Origin of the sequence: Pantoea sp. Z09 (assembly GCF_022394795.1) — a bacterium.
Taxonomy (GTDB): domain Bacteria; phylum Pseudomonadota; class Gammaproteobacteria; order Enterobacterales; family Enterobacteriaceae; genus Pantoea; species Pantoea latae.
Genome location: NZ_CP092373.1, coordinates 3,909,117 through 3,930,696, shown reverse-complemented (window position 1 = coordinate 3,930,696; position 21,580 = coordinate 3,909,117). Strand labels below are relative to the sequence as shown.

Annotated in this window: 21 protein-coding genes; 1 reads left to right on the top strand and 20 read right to left on the bottom strand. The window is 57.4% G+C overall.

Features of this window, described 5'->3' with window-relative positions:
• Positions 1–4: 4 nt before the first annotated feature.
• Positions 5–1,318 (bottom strand): NCS2 family permease, encoded by a 1,314-nt coding sequence (locus MC269_RS18715; protein WP_239953292.1) that lies wholly within the window; start codon positions 1,316–1,318, stop codon positions 5–7.
• Between the two features lie 149 nt (positions 1,319–1,467).
• On the opposite strand from MC269_RS18715, the gene yieH reads away from it, so the two are divergent.
• A complete protein-coding gene (yieH, locus tag MC269_RS18710) occupies positions 1,468–2,133 on the top strand; it encodes a 6-phosphogluconate phosphatase (protein WP_239953291.1) in 666 nt (221 codons plus the stop codon).
• Between the two features lie 11 nt (positions 2,134–2,144).
• Here the strand turns inward: yieH and MC269_RS18705 are convergent, their stop codons facing one another.
• From MC269_RS18705 to rsmG, 19 genes are all read right to left on the bottom strand, one after another.
• Positions 2,145–3,380, bottom strand: coding sequence for an MFS transporter (locus MC269_RS18705; RefSeq protein ID WP_239953290.1), 1,236 nt, complete (start codon positions 3,378–3,380; stop codon positions 2,145–2,147).
• Between the two features lie 109 nt (positions 3,381–3,489).
• Positions 3,490–4,224: a phosphate signaling complex protein PhoU gene (phoU, locus tag MC269_RS18700; RefSeq protein WP_081140541.1), complete on the bottom strand. Its 735-nt coding sequence runs from the start codon at positions 4,222–4,224 to the stop codon at positions 3,490–3,492.
• 16 nt (positions 4,225–4,240) lie between these two features.
• Positions 4,241–5,014: a phosphate ABC transporter ATP-binding protein PstB gene (gene pstB, locus MC269_RS18695; protein WP_033755421.1), complete on the bottom strand. Its 774-nt coding sequence runs from the start codon at positions 5,012–5,014 to the stop codon at positions 4,241–4,243.
• A gap of 43 nt (positions 5,015–5,057) precedes the next feature.
• Positions 5,058–5,948 carry a phosphate ABC transporter permease PstA gene (pstA, locus tag MC269_RS18690; RefSeq protein ID WP_239953289.1) on the bottom strand — a complete coding sequence of 297 codons (891 nt, stop codon included), beginning with the start codon at positions 5,946–5,948 and terminating at the stop codon, positions 5,058–5,060.
• Entirely contained in the window at positions 5,945–6,907 is a 963-nt protein-coding gene (gene pstC, locus MC269_RS18685) for a phosphate ABC transporter permease PstC (protein WP_081140538.1), read from the bottom strand. Before pstC ends, pstA begins: the two co-directional genes overlap by 4 nt.
• Positions 6,908–6,993: 86 nt before the next feature.
• On the bottom strand, positions 6,994–8,037 hold the full coding sequence (gene pstS, locus MC269_RS18680) for a phosphate ABC transporter substrate-binding protein PstS (RefSeq protein ID WP_081140537.1): 1,044 nt from the start codon (positions 8,035–8,037) through the stop codon (positions 6,994–6,996).
• A gap of 197 nt (positions 8,038–8,234) precedes the next feature.
• A complete protein-coding gene (locus MC269_RS18675) occupies positions 8,235–9,047 on the bottom strand; it encodes a topoisomerase II (RefSeq protein WP_239953288.1) in 813 nt (270 codons plus the stop codon).
• 700 nt (positions 9,048–9,747) lie between these two features.
• Positions 9,748–11,577: a glutamine--fructose-6-phosphate transaminase (isomerizing) gene (glmS, locus tag MC269_RS18670; RefSeq protein ID WP_239953287.1), complete on the bottom strand. Its 1,830-nt coding sequence runs from the start codon at positions 11,575–11,577 to the stop codon at positions 9,748–9,750.
• Between the two features lie 148 nt (positions 11,578–11,725).
• The gene (gene glmU, locus MC269_RS18665) at positions 11,726–13,096 is read right to left on the bottom strand and encodes a bifunctional UDP-N-acetylglucosamine diphosphorylase/glucosamine-1-phosphate N-acetyltransferase GlmU (RefSeq protein WP_239953286.1); all 1,371 of its coding nucleotides are present in this window, start codon (positions 13,094–13,096) and stop codon (positions 11,726–11,728) included.
• A gap of 160 nt (positions 13,097–13,256) precedes the next feature.
• Positions 13,257–13,676 carry a F0F1 ATP synthase subunit epsilon gene (locus MC269_RS18660; RefSeq protein WP_033755408.1) on the bottom strand — a complete coding sequence of 140 codons (420 nt, stop codon included), beginning with the start codon at positions 13,674–13,676 and terminating at the stop codon, positions 13,257–13,259.
• A 24-nt stretch (positions 13,677–13,700) separates the two neighbouring features.
• Positions 13,701–15,098, bottom strand: a complete 1,398-nt coding sequence (gene atpD / locus MC269_RS18655) for a F0F1 ATP synthase subunit beta (RefSeq protein WP_081140533.1) — start codon at positions 15,096–15,098, stop codon at positions 13,701–13,703.
• A gap of 29 nt (positions 15,099–15,127) precedes the next feature.
• Entirely contained in the window at positions 15,128–15,994 is an 867-nt protein-coding gene (gene atpG, locus MC269_RS18650; RefSeq protein ID WP_081140532.1) for a F0F1 ATP synthase subunit gamma, read from the bottom strand.
• Positions 15,995–16,046: 52 nt separating this feature from the next.
• Positions 16,047–17,588, bottom strand: coding sequence for a F0F1 ATP synthase subunit alpha (atpA, locus tag MC269_RS18645; RefSeq protein ID WP_048781249.1), 1,542 nt, complete (start codon positions 17,586–17,588; stop codon positions 16,047–16,049).
• A gap of 14 nt (positions 17,589–17,602) precedes the next feature.
• The gene (atpH, locus tag MC269_RS18640; RefSeq protein ID WP_081140531.1) at positions 17,603–18,136 is read right to left on the bottom strand and encodes a F0F1 ATP synthase subunit delta; all 534 of its coding nucleotides are present in this window, start codon (positions 18,134–18,136) and stop codon (positions 17,603–17,605) included.
• Between the two features lie 14 nt (positions 18,137–18,150).
• On the bottom strand, positions 18,151–18,621 hold the full coding sequence (gene atpF / locus MC269_RS18635; RefSeq protein WP_081140530.1) for a F0F1 ATP synthase subunit B: 471 nt from the start codon (positions 18,619–18,621) through the stop codon (positions 18,151–18,153).
• A 113-nt stretch (positions 18,622–18,734) separates the two neighbouring features.
• The gene (gene atpE / locus MC269_RS18630; protein ID WP_003849523.1) at positions 18,735–18,974 is read right to left on the bottom strand and encodes a F0F1 ATP synthase subunit C; all 240 of its coding nucleotides are present in this window, start codon (positions 18,972–18,974) and stop codon (positions 18,735–18,737) included.
• 48 nt (positions 18,975–19,022) lie between these two features.
• Positions 19,023–19,841: a F0F1 ATP synthase subunit A gene (atpB, locus tag MC269_RS18625; protein WP_081140529.1), complete on the bottom strand. Its 819-nt coding sequence runs from the start codon at positions 19,839–19,841 to the stop codon at positions 19,023–19,025.
• Positions 19,842–19,849: 8 nt separating this feature from the next.
• Positions 19,850–20,230, bottom strand: coding sequence for a F0F1 ATP synthase subunit I (gene atpI, locus MC269_RS18620; RefSeq protein WP_081140618.1), 381 nt, complete (start codon positions 20,228–20,230; stop codon positions 19,850–19,852).
• A 713-nt stretch (positions 20,231–20,943) separates the two neighbouring features.
• Complete coding sequence (gene rsmG, locus MC269_RS18615) at positions 20,944–21,561, bottom strand: 16S rRNA (guanine(527)-N(7))-methyltransferase RsmG (RefSeq protein WP_239953285.1); 618 nt, start codon at positions 21,559–21,561, stop codon at positions 20,944–20,946.
• Between the last annotated feature and the right edge of the window lie 19 nt (positions 21,562–21,580).

Below are 21,580 nucleotides of genomic sequence, written 5' to 3'. Positions count from 1 at the left end.
CTCTTTAATGCGCGTCGATAAACGCGATTTTCAACATGAACATCAGCGCCACCACCACCACGCAGGGGCTGATTTCGCGCCAGCGGCCGGTGCCCAGCTTCATCACGCAGTAGGCGATAAAGCCCAGCGCAATGCCTTCGGTAATCGAAAAGCTGAACGGCATCATCGCCGCAGTGACGAAAGCCGGCACCGCTTCAGTAAGATCGTCCCAGCGCACGCGTGACAGGCTGGCGGTCATCAGCACGCCAACGTAAATCAGCGCGCCTGCGGCCGCATAGCCCGGCACCATCGCCGCCAGCGGCGACAGGAACATCACCAGCAGAAAAAGCACGCCGGTCACCACCGCCATCAATCCGGTGCGGCCGCCGATGGCCACGCCGGACGAACTTTCGATGTAAGCGGTCACTGACGAAGTGCCCGCCAGCGCGCCGGTTACCGAGCTGAAGCTGTCGACGAACAGCGCCTGCTTCATGCGCGGAAAGGTGCCTTTCTCATCGGTCAGGCCCGCTTTATCGGTCACGCCGATCAGGGTGCCGGAAGAGTCAAACAGGTTAACCAGCATAAAGGAGAAGATCACGCCCGCCATGCCGATATTGAACGCGCCTTTAATGTCCACCTGGCCAACCACGCTGTTAATCGCCGGCGGCGCGGAGAAAACGCCAACAAATTTGACGTCGCCGAGCGCCCAGCCGATGGCCGTGGTGATCACCATTGAGATCAGCACCGCCGCATGAATATTGCGCGACGCCAGAATGGCGATAATAAAGAAGCCGAGCGCGCCGAGCAGCACGCTGTGCGAGGTCAGATTGCCGACCGCGGCGATGGTATCGGGATTGGCGACGATAATGCCGGCGTTTTTCAGGCCCATCATGGCGATAAACAAGCCGATGCCGGCGGTAATGCCAACGCGCAGGCTCAGCGGGATATTGGCGATCATCCAGTAGCGCACGCGCAGCAGCGTCAGGATCAGCAGGCCCAGCGCGCCCCAGAAAATAGCGCCCATGCCCACCTGCCACGAATAGCCCATCGCGCCGACCACCACGAAGGCGAAAAAGGCGTTTAGCCCCATCGCCGGTGCCAGCGCCACCGGCAGGTTGGCGAACAGCCCCATCAGAATACTGCCGAAGGCGGCGATCAGGCAGGTGGTGACGAACACCGCCTGGGTGTCCATGCCGGCCACGCCGAGGATCTGCGGGTTAACGAAGACGATGTAGACCATCGTCAGGAAAGTGGTGACACCGGCGATAACCTCGGTGCGCACCGTGGTGCCGTGTTCCTGCAGCTTAAAAACGCGCTGCAAAAGGCCTTGTTTACTCATGCCAACGATCCTGATGAAAAGAACTCGGCGCGTATCCTGACCGCTTTGCCGCGCCAATACAATGATTTTTCGCAACCGTTTCCGGGATCGCAATCTGCCGTGATTAGGTTAAAGTGTGGGCTCTCCCGAAAACAAGAGGATGGCGACAGATGTCAGTAGAGTGTGTGTTTTTTGACTGCGACGGGACCCTGGTGGACAGCGAACGGCTCTGCACCGAGGCCTACGTCAACACCTTTGCCCGCTACGGGATCAGCTGCTCCCTGCAGGAGATGTTTGAGAGGTATAAAGGGGTTCAGCTCTACGACATTATTCGCGACGTGGCCGACAGGCATCACACCACGCTGCCGCAGGCGACGTTTGAAACCGACTACCGCGCCGAGGTGGCGCGCCTGTTCGACGCGTCGCTAACGGAAATTCCCGGCGCGAAGGCGCTGGTGGAGAAAATCACCGTGCCGATGTGCGTCGTCTCCAACGGCACGGTTAAAAAGATGCAGCACTCGCTGGGGCTGACCGGCATGCTGCCCTGGTTTCGCGACCGCCTCTACAGCGGCTACGATATCGAACGCTGGAAGCCCGATCCCGCGCTGATGCACCACGCCGCCGGGCAGATGCAGCTGCCGGTCGAGCGCTGCATTCTGGTGGATGACTCGGAAGCGGGCGCGCGCTCCGGCATTGCGGCGGGCATCCCGGTCTTCTACTACTGCGCGGACGCGCACAATCCCGACATCGATCACCCGCTGGTAACGCGCTTTACCGATATGGCGGAGCTGCCCGCCCTGTGGCGCGCGCGCGGCTGGCAGCTGGTCGCCGACTAACCCTCTGCGACTTACCCAATCGCGCCCAGCGAATCGTCGTTGCCCTGCTTTTTCGGCAGCAGAAAGAGCGTGGCGACGATATCCAGCAGGTAGATCAGCGCCAGCAGGGTAATCGCCGCGACAAAAGAGATCTTCGCCGCCAGCAGACCAATCACCAGCGGGCCGAAGCCGCCGACGCCGCGCCCGAGATTGAACAACACGTTCTGCGCCGTGGCGCGCGCCTGCGGCGGAAAGGTGTCGGAGATCAGCGCGCCGTAGCCGCCGATCATGCCGTTGACGAACATCCCCATCAGCGCGCCGGTAAACAGCATCACGGTAGGATCGCGCAGCTGGGCGTAAATCACCACCATCGCCACGGCGCCGAACTGATAGAGCAGGAAAATCTTCCAGCGCGCAAAGCGATCCGCCAGCACGCCGAACAGCCAGATGCCGAAGGTCATGCCGACCACGGTGACCGCGGTCCACAGGCCCGATTTGGTCAGGCTAAAGCCGAAGTTAGCCGAGAGATAGCTCGGCATCCAGATCATTAGCCCGTAATAACCGAAGTTCTGCACCGAGGTCAGGATAAAGATGCCGAGGCTCGCTTTCGCCGTGGCGCGATCCTGCACCAGCATTTTCAGGCGCGCGGCGAACGACAGCGACGGCGCGCTCTGCGCCTGACGGGTAAAGGCCTCCGGCTCGCCCATGCTGCGCCGCAGCATAAAGGAAAAGAGCGCGGGCAGCAGGCCAACCAGAAACATGCCGCGCCAGCCGATGACGCCCAGCAGCGGCGGAGTGATAAAGGCCGCCAGCAGCACGCCGAGCTGCCAGCCGATGCCGACCCACGCCGAGGCGCGGTTGCGCTTTTCCGCCGGCCAGGCCTCGGCGATCAGCGCCATGCCGATACCAAACTCGCCCCCCAGCCCCATGCCCGCCAGCGTGCGATACGCCAGCAGATCCCAGTAGCCCTGCGCCACTGCGCACAGCCCGGTGAAAACCGAGAACATCAGAATGGTAGCGGTGAGAATGCGAATGCGGCCAAAGCGATCGCTGAGATGGCCGAACAGAATGCCGCCGATCACCGCGCCGATCAGCGTCCAGGTGACCAGCGAACCCGCCTGCGACGGATCCAGCGCCAGCGACAGGCTAATCGCCGGCAGCATAAACCCCAGGATCAGCAGATCGAACCCATCCATGGCGTAACCGCTGACCGCGGCCAGCATCGCCTTCGCCGGCGTTACGCTCTGCTTACTGCGGGAAAGAGACATGAATCAGCACCTTAATCGAGAAAAAGTGCGCCAAGTATATAAAGGAAACGGTTGCGTGTGACAGAAAAAGCGGCGAGCCGTGCACCAGGCGGCGCACGGCGGAGGATAATCAGGAGGGTTTGTTGGAGCCGTCGTCGCCGGAGAGCAGCTCGTCCAGCTTATCGCCGCCGACGTGGCGGAAGTCCTGACCTTTGACGAAATAGAAGATAATTTCGCAGATGTTCTGACAGCGGTCGCCGATACGCTCGATGGCGCGGGCGCAGAACAGCGCGGTCAGCACGCTCGGAATGGTGCGCGGATCTTCCATCATGTAGGTCATCAGCTGGCGCACAATGCCTTCATACTCTTTATCGACCTTTTTATCTTCGCGGTAGATCTGAATCGCTTCGTTGAGATCCATGCGCGCAAAGGCGTCCAGCACGTCATGCAGCATCTCGACGGTATGACGTCCCAGCGACTCCAGGCTCACCAGCAGCGGCATATGCTGCTGGCCGAACTTCTCCAGCGCGGTGCGGCTGATTTTTTCCGCCACGTCACCGATGCGTTCCAGTTCGGAGATGGTCTTGATGATCGCCATCACCAGGCGCAGGTCGCTGGCGGTGGGCTGGCGCTTGGCGATGATGCGCACGCAGGCCTCATCGATCTCCACTTCCATCATATTGACCTTCTGGTCGCCGTCGATCACGCGCTGCGCCAGTTCGCCGTCAAGGTTATGCATTGCGGTGATGGCGTCGGTCAGCTGCTGCTCCACCATGCCGCCCATGATCATCACCTGGGTGCGAATGTGTTCCAGCTCCGCATTGAACTGACCGGAGATATGTTTGTTCAGATTGAGGTTATCCATGGCTATCTCCTGAAAATCAGCCGTAGCGGCCGGTAATGTAATCTTCGGTCTGCTTCTGCGCCGGTTTGGTGAACAGGCGATCGGTGTCGCTGAATTCAATCAGCTCGCCCAGATACATAAAGGCGGTATGGTCGGAGCAGCGCGCCGCCTGCTGCATATTATGCGTGACGATCACCACGGTGTAGTCCTGCTTCAGTTCGGTGATCAGCTCTTCAATGCGGCCGGTCGAGATGGGGTCGAGCGCGGAGCAGGGCTCGTCCAGCAGCAGCACTTCCGGGCGAATGGCGATGCCGCGCGCGATGCACAGGCGCTGCTGCTGACCGCCGGAGAGACTGTAACCGCTCTGATGCAGCTTGTCTTTGGTTTCGTTCCACAGCGCCGCCTTGCTCAGCGCCCACTGCACGCGCTCGTCCATATCGGCGCGCGACAGCTTTTCAAACAGACGCACGCCAAAGGCGATATTGTCGTAGATCGACATCGGGAACGGCGTCGGTTTCTGAAACACCATGCCGACGCGGGCGCGCAGCAGGGCGATATCCTGGCTGGAGGCGAGAATATTGTCGCCATCCAGCAGAATGTCGCCTTCGGCGCGCTGATCGGGATAGAGCGAATACATTTTGTTAAAGGTGCGCAGCAGGGTCGATTTGCCGCAGCCTGACGGACCGATAAACGCGGTGACCTGGTTCTTCGCGATATCCAGGTTGATGTTCTTCAGCGCGTGAAATTTGCCGTAATAGAAGTTCAGGTTGCGAACCTGAATTTTACCGCTGTTGGAAGTCGCGATGCTCATTGCTCGTCTCTCTTAAACGGCGCCGCCGGAGCAGCGCCGAAGGTTAGCTGTTTTTGCTCTTGGTGAAGATCACGCGCGCCAGGATATTCAGCAGCAGCACGCAGAGCGTGATAATCAGCACGCCCGCCCAGGCCAGGCTCTGCCACTCGGCAAAGGGGCTCATCGCGAACTTAAAGATGGTGACCGGCAGGTTCGCCAGCGGCTGCATCATATCGGTGGACCAGAACTGATTCGACAGCGCGGTAAACAGCAGCGGCGCGGTTTCCCCCGCGATACGGGCGATCGCCAGCAGCACGCCGGTCAGGATGCCCGACACTGACGCCTTCAGCGTAATGGCGGAGATCATCTTCCACTTCGGCGTGCCGAGCGCGTAGGCCGCTTCACGCATGCTGTCCGGCACCAGCCGCAGCATGTTTTCTGTGGTGCGGATTACGATAGGGATCTGCAGCAGCGCCAGCGCAATCACGCCCGCCCAGCCGGAGAAGTGCTGCATCTGCGCCACTACGATGGTGTAGACAAACAGGCCGACCACGATCGACGGCGCCGAGAGCAGAATATCGTTAATAAAGCGGATCACTTCCGCCAGCGCCGACTTGCGGCCATATTCCGCCAGATAGACGCCCGCCAGAATGCCCAGCGGCGTGCCAATCACCGTCGACCACAGAATCAGCAGGCCGCTGCCCGCCAGGGCGTTGGCCAGCCCGCCGCCGGCGGTGTTGGGCGGCGGCGTCGATTCGGTGAACAGCGACCAGCTCAGCCCGTCTACGCCGCGCGTGACGGTGGTGAAGAGGATCCATACCAGCCAGAACAGGCCAAAGGCCATGGTCAGCAGCGACAGCGCCAGCGCGATCTTGTTCTTGGTGCTGCGCCACGCCTGCATTTTGCGGCGCGAGGCGTTGAGTTCGGCGCGAGCCTGCAGTTCAATCGTCGTCATGAGCGCGCTCCTTCACGTTTCGCGAGGCGCAGGATCATTAATTTGGAAATCGCCAGCACGATAAAGGTAATAACAAACAGGATCAGCCCCAGCTCCATCAGCGCGGCGACATGCACGCCCGATTCAGCTTCGGCGAACTCGTTCGCCAGCGCGGAGGTGATGCTGTTGCCCGGCATAAACAGCGAAGGGCTGTCGAGCTGGTAGGTGTTGCCGATAATAAAGGTCACCGCCATGGTTTCGCCGAGGGCGCGCCCGAGGCCGAGCATCACGCCGCCAATCACGCCGTTTTTGGTGAACGGCAGCACGATGCGCCAGATCACTTCCCAGGTGGTGCAGCCGATGCCGTAGGCGGACTCTTTCATCATCACCGGCGTCTGTTCGAACACGTCGCGCATCACCGAGGCGATGTAAGGAATGATCATGATCGCCAGAATCACGCCCGCCGCCAGAATGCCGATGCCGAAGGCCGGCCCGGAAAAGAGCGCGCCGACGAACGGAATGGTCGACATCACCTCGCCGACCGGCGTCTGGAAATACTCAGCAAACAGCGGCGCGAAGATAAACAGGCCCCACATGCCGTAAACGATGCTGGGGATCGCCGCCAGCAGCTCAATGGCGGTGCCGAGCGGACGACGCAGCCAGCCGGGCGAGAGTTCGGTCAGAAACAGCGCGATGCCGAAGCTCACCGGCACGGCGATGATTAACGCAATCAGCGAGGTCACGAGGGTGCCGTAAATCGGCACCAGCGCGCCAAATTCTTCGTTAGGCGCATCCCAGGTTTTGTTCCACAAGAAGGAAAAACCAAATTTCTGGATGCTTGGCCAGGAGGAGAAAATCAGGGAGACGATAATGCCGCCCAACAGCAACAGAACAATCAGCGCAGCCAGTTTAACCAGCGCGCCGAAAATCATGTCACCTTGCTTACCGGGGGCTTTGAATGCCGGCTTCGTTGCAGCCATAGAAGTCTCATTCTTCAGAAGTTGTCAGGGCGGCGCGAGGCCGCCCGTCGATCTGGCCGGACGCGCGTCCGGCCGGAGTTGTTCGCTTACTGGTACAGCGCTTTGCCTGAACTGTCTTTGATATTGGCTTTCCAGGCGTCGCGGATCTGCTGCGTTACGCTCTCCGGCAGGGTAGCGTAATCCAGGCTGGTCGCAGTTTTGTCGCCGTTTTTGTAGGCCCAGTCGAAGAATTTCAGCACTTCGCTGCCCTTCTCAGCATTCGCCTGATCTTTGTAGACCAGAATGAAGGTAGTGGAGGTGATCGGCCACGCATCGTTGCCTTTCTGGAAGGTCAGGTCCTGCGCGAAGGATTTACTCCAGTCCGCGCCTTTCGCCGCGTTAGAGAAGCTGGTTTCGCTCGGCGCGACCGGCTTGCCGTCGGCGTCGACCAGTTTGGTGTAGGTCAGGTTGTTCTGTTTGGCGTAGGCGTATTCCACGTAGCCGATCGAACCTGGCAGACGCTGAACGAAGGCGGCGACGCCGTCGTTGCCTTTGCCGCCCAGACCGGTCGGCCAGTTAACGGTGTTGCCTTTGCCGATTTTGCTGTTCCACTCTTCGTTGACCTTCGCCAGGTAGCTGGTGAAGACGAAAGAGGTGCCAGAGCCGTCAGCGCGGCGCACCACATTGATATTGGTCTCTGGCAGTTTTACGCCCGGGTTCAGCTTAGCGATAGCCGGGTCGTTCCACTTTTTGATGTTGCCCAGGTAGATGTCGCCAACGGTTTTGCCGTCAAGGGTCAGGCCGCCTGATTTCACGCCCGGAATGTTAACGGCCAGCACGACGCCGCCAATCACGGTCGGGAACTGAAACAGGCCGTTTTTCTGCAGGTCTTCCTCTTTCATCGGCGCATCTGACGCACCGAAATCCACGGTTTTTGCGATGATCTGCTTAACGCCGCCGGATGAACCAATGCCCTGGTAGTTAACTTTGCTACCGGTGGCTTGCTGATATTCTGCTGCCCACTTGGCATAAACCGGCGCCGGGAAAGTACCGCCCGCGCCCGTCAGATCGGTGGCTGCGAAGGCAGAGACCGCGCTGACGGCGAGAGTGGCGGTAAGGATTCGGGCTACGGTGCTACGCATCAGTGTCATGTTCCCTCCAGGGGAGTTTATCTCAGGCTTGAAGCCGTTGTAGTTGGAGTCAGTGATTGCTGCAGGAGGGAAAATAGGACAGTTTGATGACAGTGAAATGTAGGAAATATGACAGATTTATGACAGTGATCGGGCTACAAAAGCGGTCTAGCGGGCGGTTCAGCGATCAACTACTGTCGCGCCCATAATCTGTACGGCTATTCTGCAGTCATCGCCATACGAATAATACCTGCGGCTTCGTTTTGCGGCAGCGCCAGTACGTTGCGCCATAGATCTTTATAGAGATTGCAGGTTATCTTTTCTTTCTCCGCTCCTTTGCGCGGATCGTTTAAGATTTCCAGGTTCTGACCATATGTCGGCACCATCATTTGTATCACTTTGCGCGCGCTGAGCTGCGCATGCTGCCGCTCTTCGCTAGTGACAATATGTTTGTCAGGCCCCCAGGCGGCGCGCATCATCGCCACATCCGCTTTTATTCGCTGCGACATAACAGTCTGAGGAATAAGTTTGGTGGGGTTTATCCCGCCTTTAACCTCGGGGAAAAGGAATCGGTAGCAGGCATCATCGCTGACCTGCTGCACGGCTTCAATTTGAGCAACATTAACCTGCATCACCGCCACAACCTGTTCGTCCGGCGCATATGCCAGCCGATTTTTCTGGATGGCCAGGATTTGCGGCTGTATAGAGTCAATAACCTGCTGCTCGCGCTTGCCCGCCTTTATCATCAATGCAGCCTGAGCGCGTATTTGCTCCACCTTTTCCGGCTCCTGCTCTTTTAGCACCTGCCAGGTTGGCATGCTTGCCATGGCAGCATCCAACTGCTGATCTATATTCTGGTTAGCCTGATTTTTTAAATAATATGCATCCATGACATTCCAGAGCGCAATCGCCGCTAACGTCAGTACGATAGCGCTAATTCGCCCAATCCAGCCTTTTTTACGTATCAGCGCGACAACCGCAGAAATCACGGCTCCTGCGTAGCCAGCCAACAGTACATGCGTCCAGTTCATAATGCTTTTCCTTATGTTTGCGATAGATTATCCAGCTTCTGCAGCGGCACCCAGCCTGGTCATAAAGCGCGACGCTTGTAAGGGTGATAAACGGTGGGAGCGGCGGGCACGTAGCCAGACGGTCACTGAGAGCATGACGCACCTTCTGCTGATGCTGTAAGCCAGCGCTGCTGCGGAAAAAAGCGCTACACGCCAGCATACGAATCAAACTTGCCCGATATTCATTGCGTCCATGCATAAAAATCTCTCAATAAAATAAATATCACTATTAGTAATTTTATTACGCTTTTCTCTTATTATCTTTGCGCTGAAGAAAAACTCAAGAGACTCTTGCGCTTTTAAAAAAGTACCTTAAATTTAAAATTAACAAATCCCATAACATGATCGTTCAAAACAGGAAAAAACACATATAACGACAGCGCATTCGCTTGATGTAATACGGAGTACGTACCGCATCTTATCTGCCTTACTAGCGCTTTCTCATTTGAAAAGAAACAACCGGGGTAATGCCCGTAAAGACATTACAGAAACAACATTCTTCTAACATGAATAATTAAGCGAACATAAAATATGTGTGGAATTAATAGCGACTTAAGGACAGTGAAAGGTTTCTTCAAAAGAAACAGGGAATTTCAATAGGGGAAATAAAAAATCCGGTAATAACTGTCATTTATTACCGGATACATAATGAATTAAATAATTACTCTACCGTAACGGACTTCGCCAGGTTTCTCGGCTGGTCCACGTCGGTGCCTTTGATCAGCGCGACATGATAGGAGAGCAGCTGCAGCGGCACGGTGTAGAAGATCGGCGCGATCACCTCTTCCACGTGCGGCAAGGAGATAATCTTCATGCCGTCGCTGTCGCTGAAGCCGGCGTCCTGATCGGCGAATACGTACAGCAGGCCGCCGCGCGCGCGCACCTCTTCAATATTCGACTTCAGCTTTTCCAGCAGCTCGTTGTTGGGCGCCACCACGATCACCGGCATATCGGCGTCGATCAGCGCCAGCGGGCCGTGCTTCAGCTCGCCAGCGGCGTAGGCTTCCGCGTGGATATAGGAGATCTCTTTCAGCTTGAGCGCCCCTTCCATGGCGATCGGGTACTGATCGCCACGACCGAGGAACAGCGCGTGATGCTTGTCGGAGAAATCTTCCGCCAGCAGTTCGATACGCTTGTCCTGCGCCAGCATCTGCTCGATGCGGCTCGGCAGCGCCTGCAGGCCGTGCACGATATCATGCTCGATCTCTGCCGACATGCCGCGCAGGCGGCCCAGCTTCGCCACCAGCATCAGCAGCACGGTCAGCTGGGTGGTAAAGGCTTTGGTCGAGGCGACGCCGATTTCGGTGCCCGCTTTGGTCATCAGCGCCAGATCGGACTCGCGCACCAGCGACGAGCCGGCCACGTTGCAGATCGCCAGCGAACCGAGGTAGCCCAGCTCTTTCGAAAGGCGCAGCGCCGCCAGCGTATCGGCGGTTTCACCAGACTGCGACAGGGTGATCAGCAGGCTGTTTTTACGCACCGCGGATTTGCGGTAGCGAAATTCAGAGGCGATCTCGACGTCGCACGGGATGTTCGCCAGCGACTCAAACCAGTAGCGCGCCACCATGCCGGAGTTATAGGAGGTGCCGCAGGCGATGATCTGAATATGCTCGACCTGGCTCAGCAGCGCTTCAGCGTGCGGACCCAGCTCGCTGAGATCGACTTCGCCGTGGCTGAAACGACCGGTTAAGGTGTTTTTAATCGCCATCGGCTGTTCATAAATCTCTTTCTGCATATAGTGGCGGTAAAGGCCTTTATCGCCAGCGTCATACTGCACGCTCGATTCGATTTCAGCACGCTGCACCGCATTGCCCGCGCGATCGACGATAGTGACGTCGCGACGGCTGACTTCGGCGATGTCGCCCTCTTCCAGATAGATAAAGCGGCGCGTCACCGGCAGCAGCGCCAGCTGATCGGAGGCGATAAAGTTCTCACCGACGCCGCGGCCAATCACCAGCGGACTGCCTGAGCGTGCGGCCACCAGCAGCGACGGATCGCGGCTGTCCATGATCACCATGCCATAGGCGCCGCGCAGCTGGGGAATAACGCGCAGCACCACTTCGCGCAGCGTGCCGCCCTGTTTCTGCTCCCAGTGCACCAGATGCGCCACCACTTCGGTGTCGGTTTCGGAGACGAAGCGATAGCCGCGCGCAGTCAGCGCTTCGCGCAGCGGCTCATGGTTTTCGATAATCCCGTTGTGCACCACGATAATCGGCCCGGAGACGTGCGGATGCGCGTTGGCTTCCGACGGTTCGCCGTGCGTTGCCCAGCGCGTATGGGCGATGCCGGTGCCGCCGATCAGCGGCTGCTGCTCGGCGGCCTCCGCCAGCATCTGCACCTTGCCGACGCGACGCAGGCGCGTCACGTGCCCCTGACGATCGACCACGGCCAGACCGGCCGAATCATACCCGCGATACTCCAGGCGACGCAGACCTTCCAGCAGGATCTCTGCGATATCGCGCTGCGCTACTGCACCTACAATTCCACACATAAATGTTATTCCTGACCTGATGGCTTTCGGCCATCTTTCGTTGTCATACGACCTGATAACCGGCTTTGCCGGGCTCCCCGAGCCTTGTAGAGAGTGGGGATTATTATTGTGTTACTGCGGCGGCCAGCACGCGGCTGGCCGCTAAAAATCACTTTTTCTTCGCCGGACGCTGCCAGCTCGCTTTGCTGTTCTGCTCTTTACGGTTGTAGACCAGCGCGGCCTCGGTCACGTCTTTCATCACCGTGGTGCCCGCCGCGATAGTGGCGCCCGCCGCTACGTTGACCGGCGCCACCAGCTGGGTGTCGGAGCCGACGAAGACGTTGTCGCCAATGACCGTTTTCGATTTGTTGGCGCCGTCGTAGTTGCAGGTGATGGTGCCCGCGCCGATATTGACGTTGGCGCCAATCTCCGCGTCGCCGAGATAGCTCAGATGTCCCGCCTTCGAGCCTTTGCCCAGCGTCGCCTTTTTCATCTCGACGAAGTTGCCGACGTGCGCGGCCTGCGCCAGCTCGCTGCCGGGACGCAGACGGGCAAAAGGCCCGACGGTGCAGTCGGCGGCGAGGTTCGCATCCTCGATCACCGAATAGGGGCTGATCTCGCAGTCGTCGCCAATCACGCTGTTTTTAATGATGCAGCCCGCGCCGATTTTCACCCGGTCGCCCAGTTTTACCTCGCCTTCAATAATGACATTGACGTCGATCTCGACGTCGCGGCCGTGGCGCAAAACGCCACGCAGATCGAAGCGCGCCGGATCGCGCAGCATTACGCCCGCCAGCAGCAGTTTTTCCGCCTGTTCGCTCTGATAAACCCGCTCCAGCATTGCCAGCTGCAGGCGGTTGTTGACGCCGTCGGTCTCGCTGGCGCGCGCCGGATGCACCGCATTGATGCGGCGGCCTTCCTGATGCGCCAGCGCAATAATATCGGTGATGTAGTATTCGCCCTGCGCGTTGTTGTTGGTGAGCTGCGCCAGCCAGCGCTTCAGGTCGCCGCCATTGGCGATCAGGATGCCGGTGTTGATTTCAGTGATTTTCAGCTGGTCGGGCGAGGCGTCTTTCTGCTCGACGATGCCGACAATGGCCTCTTTTTCGCGCACGATGCGCCCGTAGCCGCTCGGGTCGTCCAGCACCACCGTCAGCAGGCCGATGCCGCCTTCGGGTTTAGCGTCGCGCAGGCGCTGCAGCGTCTCCTGAGCGATCAGCGGCACATCGCCGTAGAGCATCAGAATATCTTCGTCGTCGGCGAAGGCGGGCGCCGCCTGCTGCATCGCGTGGCCGGTGCCCAGCTGCTCCGCCTGCAGCACCCAGTTAAGCGACGGCTCGGTCAGCGTCGCCTTCAGGCGGTCGCCGCCGTGGCCATAGACCAGATGAATATGCTGCGCGCCGAGGCCGGTGGCGGCGTCGATCACGTGCTGAACCATGGGCTTGCCTGCAAGGGTGTGCAGAACTTTGGGCAGATCGGAATACATACGGGTGCCCTTGCCGGCAGCAAGGATCACCACGCTCATTGCGCTGTTAGACATAACCATCCTGACAGAGTTTTTGACATGCGAAAGTTAAACGGTTTACCCCTGAGATTACTACATTTTTCTCAGGTCGAAATTAGGCGCGTGCCGCCAGCAACGCGCGGACAAAAAAAATGCCAGCCCGAAGGGCTGGCATTTCGTGACGCATAAAGCCTGATCACATCGCTTTTTTGGTCAGCTCGATCACGCGCAGTTTAGCAATGGCTTTCGCCAGCTCCGCAGAGGCCTGAGCGTAGTCCACGTCACCGTGGCTGCTGTTCATATGCTCTTCTGCTTTGCGTTTCGCTTCCAGCGCACGCGCTTCGTCCAGGTCGGTCCCGCGGATAGCGGTATCGGCCAGAACGGTGGTGCTGCCCGGCTGCACTTCCAGCACGCCGCCAGAGAGGTAAATAAACTCCTCTTCGCCGTGCTGCTTCACGATACGGATCATTCCAGGCTTGATGGCAGTCAGCAGCGGCGCGTGGCCAGGGAAGATCCCCAGTTCGCCTTCGCTACCTGACACCTGAATTTTCTGCACCAGGCCAGAGAAAAGCTGTTTCTCCGCGCTGACGACGTCCAGGTGATAAGTCATAGCCATATCTGTCCTCCCGGGAAACCGCTATTACAGTTTCTTCGCTTTTTCCACGGCTTCTTCGATAGCGCCGACCATGTAGAAAGCCTGCTCTGGCAGATGGTCGAACTCGCCGTCCATAATGCCTTTAAAGCCACGGATAGTGTCTTTCAGCGTAACGTACTTACCTGGTGAACCGGTGAAGACTTCGGCTACGAAGAACGGCTGAGACAGGAAGCGCTGGATCTTACGCGCGCGTGCCACCAGCAGTTTGTCGTCTTCAGACAGCTCGTCCATACCGAGGATGGCGATGATGTCTTTCAGTTCCTGGTAGCGCTGCAGCAGAGACTGCACGCCGCGCGCAACGTCGTAGTGCTCCTGGCCAACCACCAGCGGATCCAGCTGACGGCTGGTGGAGTCCAGCGGGTCAACGGCCGGGTAGATACCCAGAGAGGCGATCTGACGGCTCAGGGTAACGGTTGAGTCCAGGTGGGCGAAGGTGGTCGCCGGCGACGGGTCAGTCAAGTCATCCGCAGGAACGTAAACGGCCTGTACGGAGGTGATTGAACCGGTGCGGGTGGAGGTAATACGCTCCTGCAGCACGCCCATCTCTTCGGCCAGCGTCGGCTGGTAGCCTACTGCTGACGGCATACGACCCAGCAGTGCGGAAACTTCCGTACCGGCCAGGGTATAACGATAGATGTTGTCGATGAACAGCAGAACGTCGCGGCCTTCATCACGGAATTTTTCCGCCATGGTCAGACCGGTCAGTGCGACGCGCAGACGGTTACCCGGCGGCTCGTTCATCTGGCCATACACCAGCGCAACTTTGTCGATTACGTTGGAATCGGTCATCTCGTGATAGAAGTCGTTACCCTCACGAGTACGCTCGCCCACGCCGGCAAATACCGAGTAACCTGAGTGCTCAGCCGCGATGTTACGGATCAGCTCCATCATGTTTACGGTTTTACCTACGCCCGCGCCGCCGAACAGGCCGACTTTACCGCCTTTGGCGAACGGACACATCAGGTCGATAACCTTGATGCCGGTTTCCAGCAGTTCCTGCGAGTTAGACTGATCTTCATAAGAAGGCGCCGCGCGGTGAATAGAGGAGATCTCTACTGCGCTGCCGTCTTCTTCTTTGATGTCGCCTTTCATGTCGATCGGCTCGCCCAGCACGTTCATGATACGGCCGAGGGTGGCTTTACCCACCGGAACCTGGATCGGTTTTTTCAGGTCAACAACTTCCAGACCGCGCTTCAGGCCATCAGAAGAGCCCATGGCGATGGTACGCACCACGCCGCCGCCCAGCTGCTGCTGAACTTCCAGCACCAGACGAGCATCACCATTCTTAACCTCAAGGGCGTTGTACACTTGCGGTACCGCGTCCTGAGGGAATTCGACGTCAACTACGGCGCCGATAATCTGGACAATCTTTCCAGCTGCCATCTTGAATCCTCTACCTAATTCTTACCTGGTTAAACCGCGGAGGCTCCCGAGACGATCTCGGTGAGTTCCTGGGTGATGCTGGCCTGACGAGCTTTGTTGTACACCAACTGCAGCTCTTTGATCAGATTTCCGCCGTTGTCGGTTGCGGCTTTCATCGCCACCATACGTGCGGCCTGCTCACTGGCCAGGTTTTCCACCACACCCTGATAAACCTGCGATTCGACATAACGACGCAGCAGGGTATCCAGCAGCGCTTTCGGATCGGGTTCGTACAGGTAATCCCAGGTCTTCGCCTTCATCTCTTCTTCACCTTCCGCTGGCGGTAACGGCAGCAGTTGGGTAATGGTCGGAGTCTGAGACATGGTGTTATTGAACTTGTTGCTGACGACATAGAGCTTGTCGATACGCCCTTCGTCGTAAGCCTGCAACATCACTTTTACCGGGCCAATCAGATCGGACAGGGCAGGTTTGTCGCCCATGCCGGTGACCTGAGCCACGATGTTGCCGCCTACGGAGCCGAAGAACGCCAGACCTTTGGAGCCGATGATCGACAGATCGCTCTGTACGCCTTTATCGGACCAGGCCTTCATATCTGCCAGCAATTTTTTGAACAGGTTAATGTTCAAACCACCACAAAGCCCGCGGTCAGTGGAAACGACCAGGTAGCCGACGCGCTTAACGTCGCGCTCTTGCAGGTAAGGGTGCTTGTATTCCAGATTACCTAACGCAAGGTGACCGATCACTTTGCGCATGGTATCTGCATACGGACGGCTGGCCGCCATGCGTTCCTGCGTTTTACGCATTTTGGAGGCGGCGACCATTTCCATCGCTTTGGTGATTTTCTGCGTGTTTTTCACGCTTCCAATCTTGTTACGTATCTCTTTTGCGCCGGCCATAAGCTTCTCCTCAAAGCCTTGCGGCCTGCCTTTTCAGACAGGCCGCCAGACATTACCAGGACTGGGTTGCTTTAAACGTATCGAGCAGGCCTTTCAGCTTGGCTTCGATGTCGTTGTTGTAGTTACCAGTTTGGTTGATTTCCTGCATCAGCTCGGCGTGGTCGCGGTCTGCGAACGCCAGCAGCGCAGCTTCGAAGCTCAGGATCTTCGCCAGTTCAACGTCGTTCAGGTAGCCGCGCTCAGCAGCAAACAGCACCAGACCCTGCTGCGCGACAGACATCGGCGCATACTGTTTCTGTTTCAGCAGCTCGGTCACTTTCTGACCGTGGCTCAGCTGTTTGCGGGTCGCGTCATCCAGATCGGAAGCGAACTGCGAGAACGCCGCCAGCTCACGATACTGCGCCAGCGCGGTACGGATGCCGCCAGACAGTTTCTTGATGATCTTGGTCTGAGCAGCACCACCAACGCGCGATACGGAGATACCTGGGTTAACCGCCGGACGAATACCGGAGTTGAACAGGTTCGATTCCAGGAAGATCTGACCGTCGGTAATCGAGATTACGTTGGTCGGAACGAACGCGGAAACGTCGCCCGCCTGGGTTTCGATGATCGGCAGCGCGGTCAGTGAACCGGTTTTACCTTTCACTTCGCCGTTGGTGAAACGCTCAACGTAGTCAGCGCTTACGCGTGACGCACGCTCCAGCAGACGAGAGTGGAGATAGAACACGTCGCCCGGGAACGCTTCACGGCCCGGCGGACGGCGCAGCAGCAGAGAGATCTGACGGTAAGCGACAGCCTGCTTAGAGAGGTCATCGTATACGATCAGCGCATCTTCGCCGCGGTCGCGGAAGTATTCGCCCATGGCGCAGCCGGAGTAGGGCGCCAGGTACTGCAGTGCAGCGGATTCAGACGCGGACGCGACCACCACGATGGTGTTCGACAGCGCGTTGTGTTCTTCCAGCTTACGCACCACGTTGGCGATGGTAGAGGCTTTCTGGCCAATTGCGACGTAGACGCACTTGATGCCGGAATCGCGCTGGTTGATGATGGCGTCGATCGCCAGCGCGGTTTTACCGGTCTGACGGTCGCCGATGATCAGCTCACGCTGGCCACGACCGATTGGAATCATCGCATCGACAGATTTGTAACCGGTCTGAACCGGCTCGTCGACTGACTGACGGTCGATAACGCCCGGTGCGATCACTTCAACCGGCGAGAAGCCGTCGTTGTCGATCGCGCCTTTGCCGTCGATGGGTGCACCCAGGGTGTTCACCACGCGGCCCAGCAGGCCACGACCGACCGGCACTTCCAGAATACGGCCAGTACACTTGACCTTCATGCCTTCGGCGAGGTCAGCGTACGGACCCATTACCACGGCGCCGACAGAGTCGCGCTCGAGGTTCAGGGCGATAGCGTAACGGTTGCCCGGCAGGGCGATCATCTCACCCTGCATCACATCGGCCAGGCCGTGTACGCGGATGATACCGTCGCTTACAGAGACGATAGTACCTTCGTTGTGAGCTTCGCTCACGACATTGAACTGAGCAATGCGCTGCTTGATCAGTTCGCTGATTTCGGTGGAATTCAGTTGCATATGCTCCAGTCCCCTTAAGACTGCAAGGCGTCTGCCAGACGCTCAAGACGGCCGCGCACGCTGCCATCAATCACCAGATCACCCGCACGGATGATCACGCCTGCCATGACAGACTTATCAATTTTGCAATTCAGCTTAACTTTGCGTGACAGACGTTTTTCCATCGCGGCGCTGATTTTGGTCAGCTGGCTGTCACTCAGCGTACTGGCGGAAATCACGTCAACTTCCGCCGTCGCCTCATAGGCGTCGCGCAGTTGAATGAACTGCTCCAGTACAGCCGGAAGCGCGGTCAAACGTCCGTTCTCAGCCATCACCTTAATCAGGTTCTGGCCCTGCTCATCTAATTGATCGCCGCAGACGGCAATGAAAGAAGCCGACAACGCTTCCGGCGCCAGCGCGCCAGAGAGAAGATCGGCCATTTGCTCATTGCGTGCTACGGTCGCGGCAAACGCCAGCATAGATTGCCAGCGTTCGATACTTTGATGCTCAACAGCAAAGTCAAAAGCTGCTTTGGCGTAGGGGCGAGCTACAGTAATCAGTTCAGACATCAGCCCCTCCCTCCTTACAGTTCAGCGACCAGTTTATCAACGATGTCGCTGTTAGCAGCTTCATCCACGGAACGTTCGATGATCTTCTCGGCGCCAGCCATTGCCAGCAACGCGACTTGCTTACGCAGCTCTTCGCGGGCACGTTTACGCTCGGCGTCGATCTCTGCCTGCGCTTGCGCCACGATGCGGTTACGTTCGTTCTCAGCTTCAGTTTTCGCTTCGTCCAGAATCTGAGTGCGGCGTTTGTTCGCCTGCTCGATAATGACCTGAGCTTCTTCCTTCGCTTTTTTCAGCTGGTCGGTCGCATTAGCCTGCGCGAGATCCAAATCTTTCTTCGCGCGTTCAGCAGAAGCAAGGCCTTCAGCAATTTCTTTCTGGCGCTTTTCGATGGCTGCCATGATCGGCGGCCATACGTACTTCATGCAGAACGCGACAAACAGGATGAACGCGATGGCCTGGCCGAGGATTGTTGCGTTAATGTTCACTGCACAATGCCTCTAATTAAGTGAGTAACTTATCTGCCGTTATCTCAGCGATAAGCGGCAGAACCGTTCATTCGTAGCACGTCGTGCGCCGAATGAACTAACAGCGACAGGCTTTAGGCGACAGCAAACATCACATAGAGACCCAGACCAACAGCGATCATCGGGATTGCATCCACCAGACCCATTACAACAAAGAACTGCGTACGCAGCAGAGGGATCAGATCCGGCTGGCGCGCGGCGCCTTCCAGGAATTTACCTCCGAGGATGCCGATACCGATCGCAGCACCGATTGCCGCCAGGCCCATCATCACAGCGGCAGCCATGTACAGCAGATCCATATTCAGGTTTTCCATGACAGTCTCCAGTTTGTTTCAGTTAAACGCTTAGTGTTGAGAAAAAAATCAATGTTCTTCAGATGCCATCGACAGATAGACAATCGTGAGGACCATGAAAATGAAAGCCTGCAACGAGATGATCAGGATGTGGAAAATGGCCCACGGCACATTCAGCACCCACTGCGACCACCACGGCAACAGACCGGCAATAAGGATAAAGATCAGCTCACCCGCATACATGTTGCCGAACAGTCGCAGACCGAGTGAAACCGGTTTGGACAGCAGGCTAACGCCTTCAAGGATCAGGTTGATGGGGATGAAGATCGGGTGATTAAAAGGCTGCAGCGTCAGCTCTTTCGCGAAGCCGCCTACACCTTTCATTTTGATGCTGTAGAACAGAATCAAAATAAATACGCCCAACGCCATAGACAGCGTGATGTTCACGTCCGCGGACGGCACGACGCGCAGCGCCGGCAGGCCCAGCCAATGCTCGCCGATATACGGCAGCAGGTCGATAGGCAGCAGATCCATGAAGTTCATCAGGAAGACCCAGACGAAAATCGTCAGAGCCAGCGGGGCGATAAGTTTGCTTTTACCGTGGTACATGTCGCGCACGTTGCCATCAACGAAGCCGACGACCAGTTCGATAGCAGCCTGCATTTTCCCTGGCACGCCGCTGGTGACGCTTTTCGCCACTTTGCGGAACAACACCAGGAAGATGAATCCCAGCACCAGAGAGAAAAACATTGAATCGATATTTAATGCCCAGAACGTCGCGGGAGCGTCGTGAGCATTCACTAACTCGAAGGTACGCAGGTCCAACTGAAGGTGCGTCAGATGGTGACCGATGTACTCTTGCGGAGTTTGAGTTTCTCCTGCAGCCATGATGCCTTTTACCCTTTGTTGTTAATTACCGCCGGTGCCAACATCTGAACCACCAGCACCGATAACCAGGTTATCCCGAGCGGCCAGAAAACCGCTCTGAAAACACCCAACGCCACAATGAGCAACACGATGGTTGCGATGACTTTGCCGATTTCGCCGAGAGCGAAACTCCACGCAACCCGTCCGGAAGCCGGGGATTGCCCTTGCAGGCGCCAGGCTAAAAACATGAACAACACGTTCGGCAGCCAGGCTGCCGCTCCGCCAGCCAGCGCAGAGACGCCCCATGTGACATCTTTCAGGGCAAAGAGAGCGCCGATGATGACCAGAGTCACCAGCTGGATAGCCAGCACGGTTCGGGCGAATTTCACACTGTAAAGAGACACTGACATGGCGCTGTTACTCTCCTGCCCCATAAGAGGTATGTCGCGTGTCGTATAAGACTGCCTTTACTCACTCGAGTCAAGCAGCAAAAGCCGTGCAAATTATACGGGCCGCACCTGCGATTTCAATCCGTAAGTAGCCAAAAGGTGAACAATTATTTAAATTTCTTTCCGAACGGCTATTTTTCCAAACATCGTCAGGTGGAATCAGCGACCGATTCAGGTGAAATTCCGCATTAGACTTGCGTTTAAAGCGTGCTTTAGATCACATTCTAAACACCCTGCCCCACTTCAAAATTGCTAACAAGCAATATTGAAGGCTATTACATCGCATCTGAAAGCAATAAAATCAGTGAGTTGCAATTATCAGCGGGCTAAATCCGCGCTATTTTCGATAAAAACGGCGCATTGACAACCCAGAGTGCGTCAAGAACGTTAAATTGATATTACGCACGCGGAGTTATTACCCTGATATATTTTCCCACGTGATTATCTGCTCCCGCTTCGTTCACTGCAAAAGTGATCTTGCTGATAAATAAATGTGAATTAAACGTTAAATGTAACAGAGCTTTTCGGATAATTTCCGCCTCTGTTGTTAACCTTATTCCGCGGCCGCCACGATTAAAACGGGACGGCGCGATCGCATCGAATGCCTGGTTTTTAAACAGCGTCTGCAGTAAGCCAAACGCCGTCGCCAGGCTTAATCCCTGCGGCCTTTAGGGCTATTCGCGGGCGATCACCACCAGATGGCGCTCGCCGTCCAGTTCCGGCACGTTCAGCGCGTTCACCGAGACCAGGCGAAAACCGGCCGGCAGGCTGGCAATCTCCTCATCCGGACGCACCCCTTTCAGCGCATAAAAGCAGCCCTGAGCAGAAGGCAAATGGTGGCACCAGCTCACCATATCCTGCAGCGAGGCGAAGGCGCGGCTGATCACGCCGTCAAACGGCGGCTCGGAGGGAAACTCTTCTACCCTGCTCTGCACCGGCGTAACGTTGGTTAATCCCAGCTCATGCTGCACCTGGCGCAAAAAGCGCACGCGCTTGCCCAGGCTGTCGAGCAGCGTGAAGTGCGCCTGCGGCAGAACGATGGCGAGCGGAATGCCGGGCAGCCCCGGTCCGGTGCCAACATCGATAAAGCGTTCGCCCTTGAGATGCGGCGCCACCACGATGCTGTCGAGTATATGGCGCACCAGCATCTGCTGCGGATCGCGCACCGAGGTCAGGTTGTAGGCCTTGTTCCACTTGTCCAGCAGGCCGACGTAGGCCACCAGCTGCGCTTTTTGTTGATCGGAGAGGGAAATACCGGCTGCCTTAAGCAGCGAAGTGAGTTTTGTGATCACAGCATGAGTCCAGTCAGCG

Excerpts from the sequence above, each read along its gene's own strand:
- pstS (WP_081140537.1), bottom strand. The coding sequence starts at position 8,037 with ATGACACTGATGCGTAGCACCGTAGCCCGAATCCTTACCGCCACTCTC.
- pstA (WP_239953289.1), bottom strand. The coding sequence starts at position 5,948 with ATGACGACGATTGAACTGCAGGCTCGCGCCGAACTCAACGCCTCGCGC.
- atpG (WP_081140532.1), bottom strand. The coding sequence starts at position 15,994 with ATGGCCGGCGCAAAAGAGATACGTAACAAGATTGGAAGCGTGAAAAAC.
- glmS (WP_239953287.1), bottom strand. The coding sequence starts at position 11,577 with ATGTGTGGAATTGTAGGTGCAGTAGCGCAGCGCGATATCGCAGAGATC.
- glmU (WP_239953286.1), bottom strand. The coding sequence starts at position 13,096 with ATGTCTAACAGCGCAATGAGCGTGGTGATCCTTGCTGCCGGCAAGGGC.
- pstB (WP_033755421.1), bottom strand. The coding sequence starts at position 5,014 with ATGAGCATCGCGACTTCCAACAGCGGTAAAATTCAGGTTCGCAACCTG.
- atpH (WP_081140531.1), bottom strand. The coding sequence starts at position 18,136 with ATGTCTGAACTGATTACTGTAGCTCGCCCCTACGCCAAAGCAGCTTTT.
- atpB (WP_081140529.1), bottom strand. The coding sequence starts at position 19,841 with ATGGCTGCAGGAGAAACTCAAACTCCGCAAGAGTACATCGGTCACCAT.
- phoU (WP_081140541.1), bottom strand. The coding sequence starts at position 4,224 with ATGGATAACCTCAATCTGAACAAACATATCTCCGGTCAGTTCAATGCG.
- MC269_RS18675 (WP_239953288.1), bottom strand. The coding sequence starts at position 9,047 with ATGAACTGGACGCATGTACTGTTGGCTGGCTACGCAGGAGCCGTGATT.
- MC269_RS18705 (WP_239953290.1), bottom strand. The coding sequence starts at position 3,380 with ATGTCTCTTTCCCGCAGTAAGCAGAGCGTAACGCCGGCGAAGGCGATG.
- yieH (WP_239953291.1), top strand. The coding sequence starts at position 1,468 with ATGTCAGTAGAGTGTGTGTTTTTTGACTGCGACGGGACCCTGGTGGAC.
- atpE (WP_003849523.1), bottom strand. The coding sequence starts at position 18,974 with ATGGAAAACCTGAATATGGATCTGCTGTACATGGCTGCCGCTGTGATG.
- atpI (WP_081140618.1), bottom strand. The coding sequence starts at position 20,230 with ATGTCAGTGTCTCTTTACAGTGTGAAATTCGCCCGAACCGTGCTGGCT.
- atpA (WP_048781249.1), bottom strand. The coding sequence starts at position 17,588 with ATGCAACTGAATTCCACCGAAATCAGCGAACTGATCAAGCAGCGCATT.
- pstC (WP_081140538.1), bottom strand. The coding sequence starts at position 6,907 with ATGGCTGCAACGAAGCCGGCATTCAAAGCCCCCGGTAAGCAAGGTGAC.
- MC269_RS18715 (WP_239953292.1), bottom strand. The coding sequence starts at position 1,318 with ATGAGTAAACAAGGCCTTTTGCAGCGCGTTTTTAAGCTGCAGGAACAC.
- MC269_RS18660 (WP_033755408.1), bottom strand. The coding sequence starts at position 13,676 with ATGGCTATGACTTATCACCTGGACGTCGTCAGCGCGGAGAAACAGCTT.
- atpD (WP_081140533.1), bottom strand. The coding sequence starts at position 15,098 with ATGGCAGCTGGAAAGATTGTCCAGATTATCGGCGCCGTAGTTGACGTC.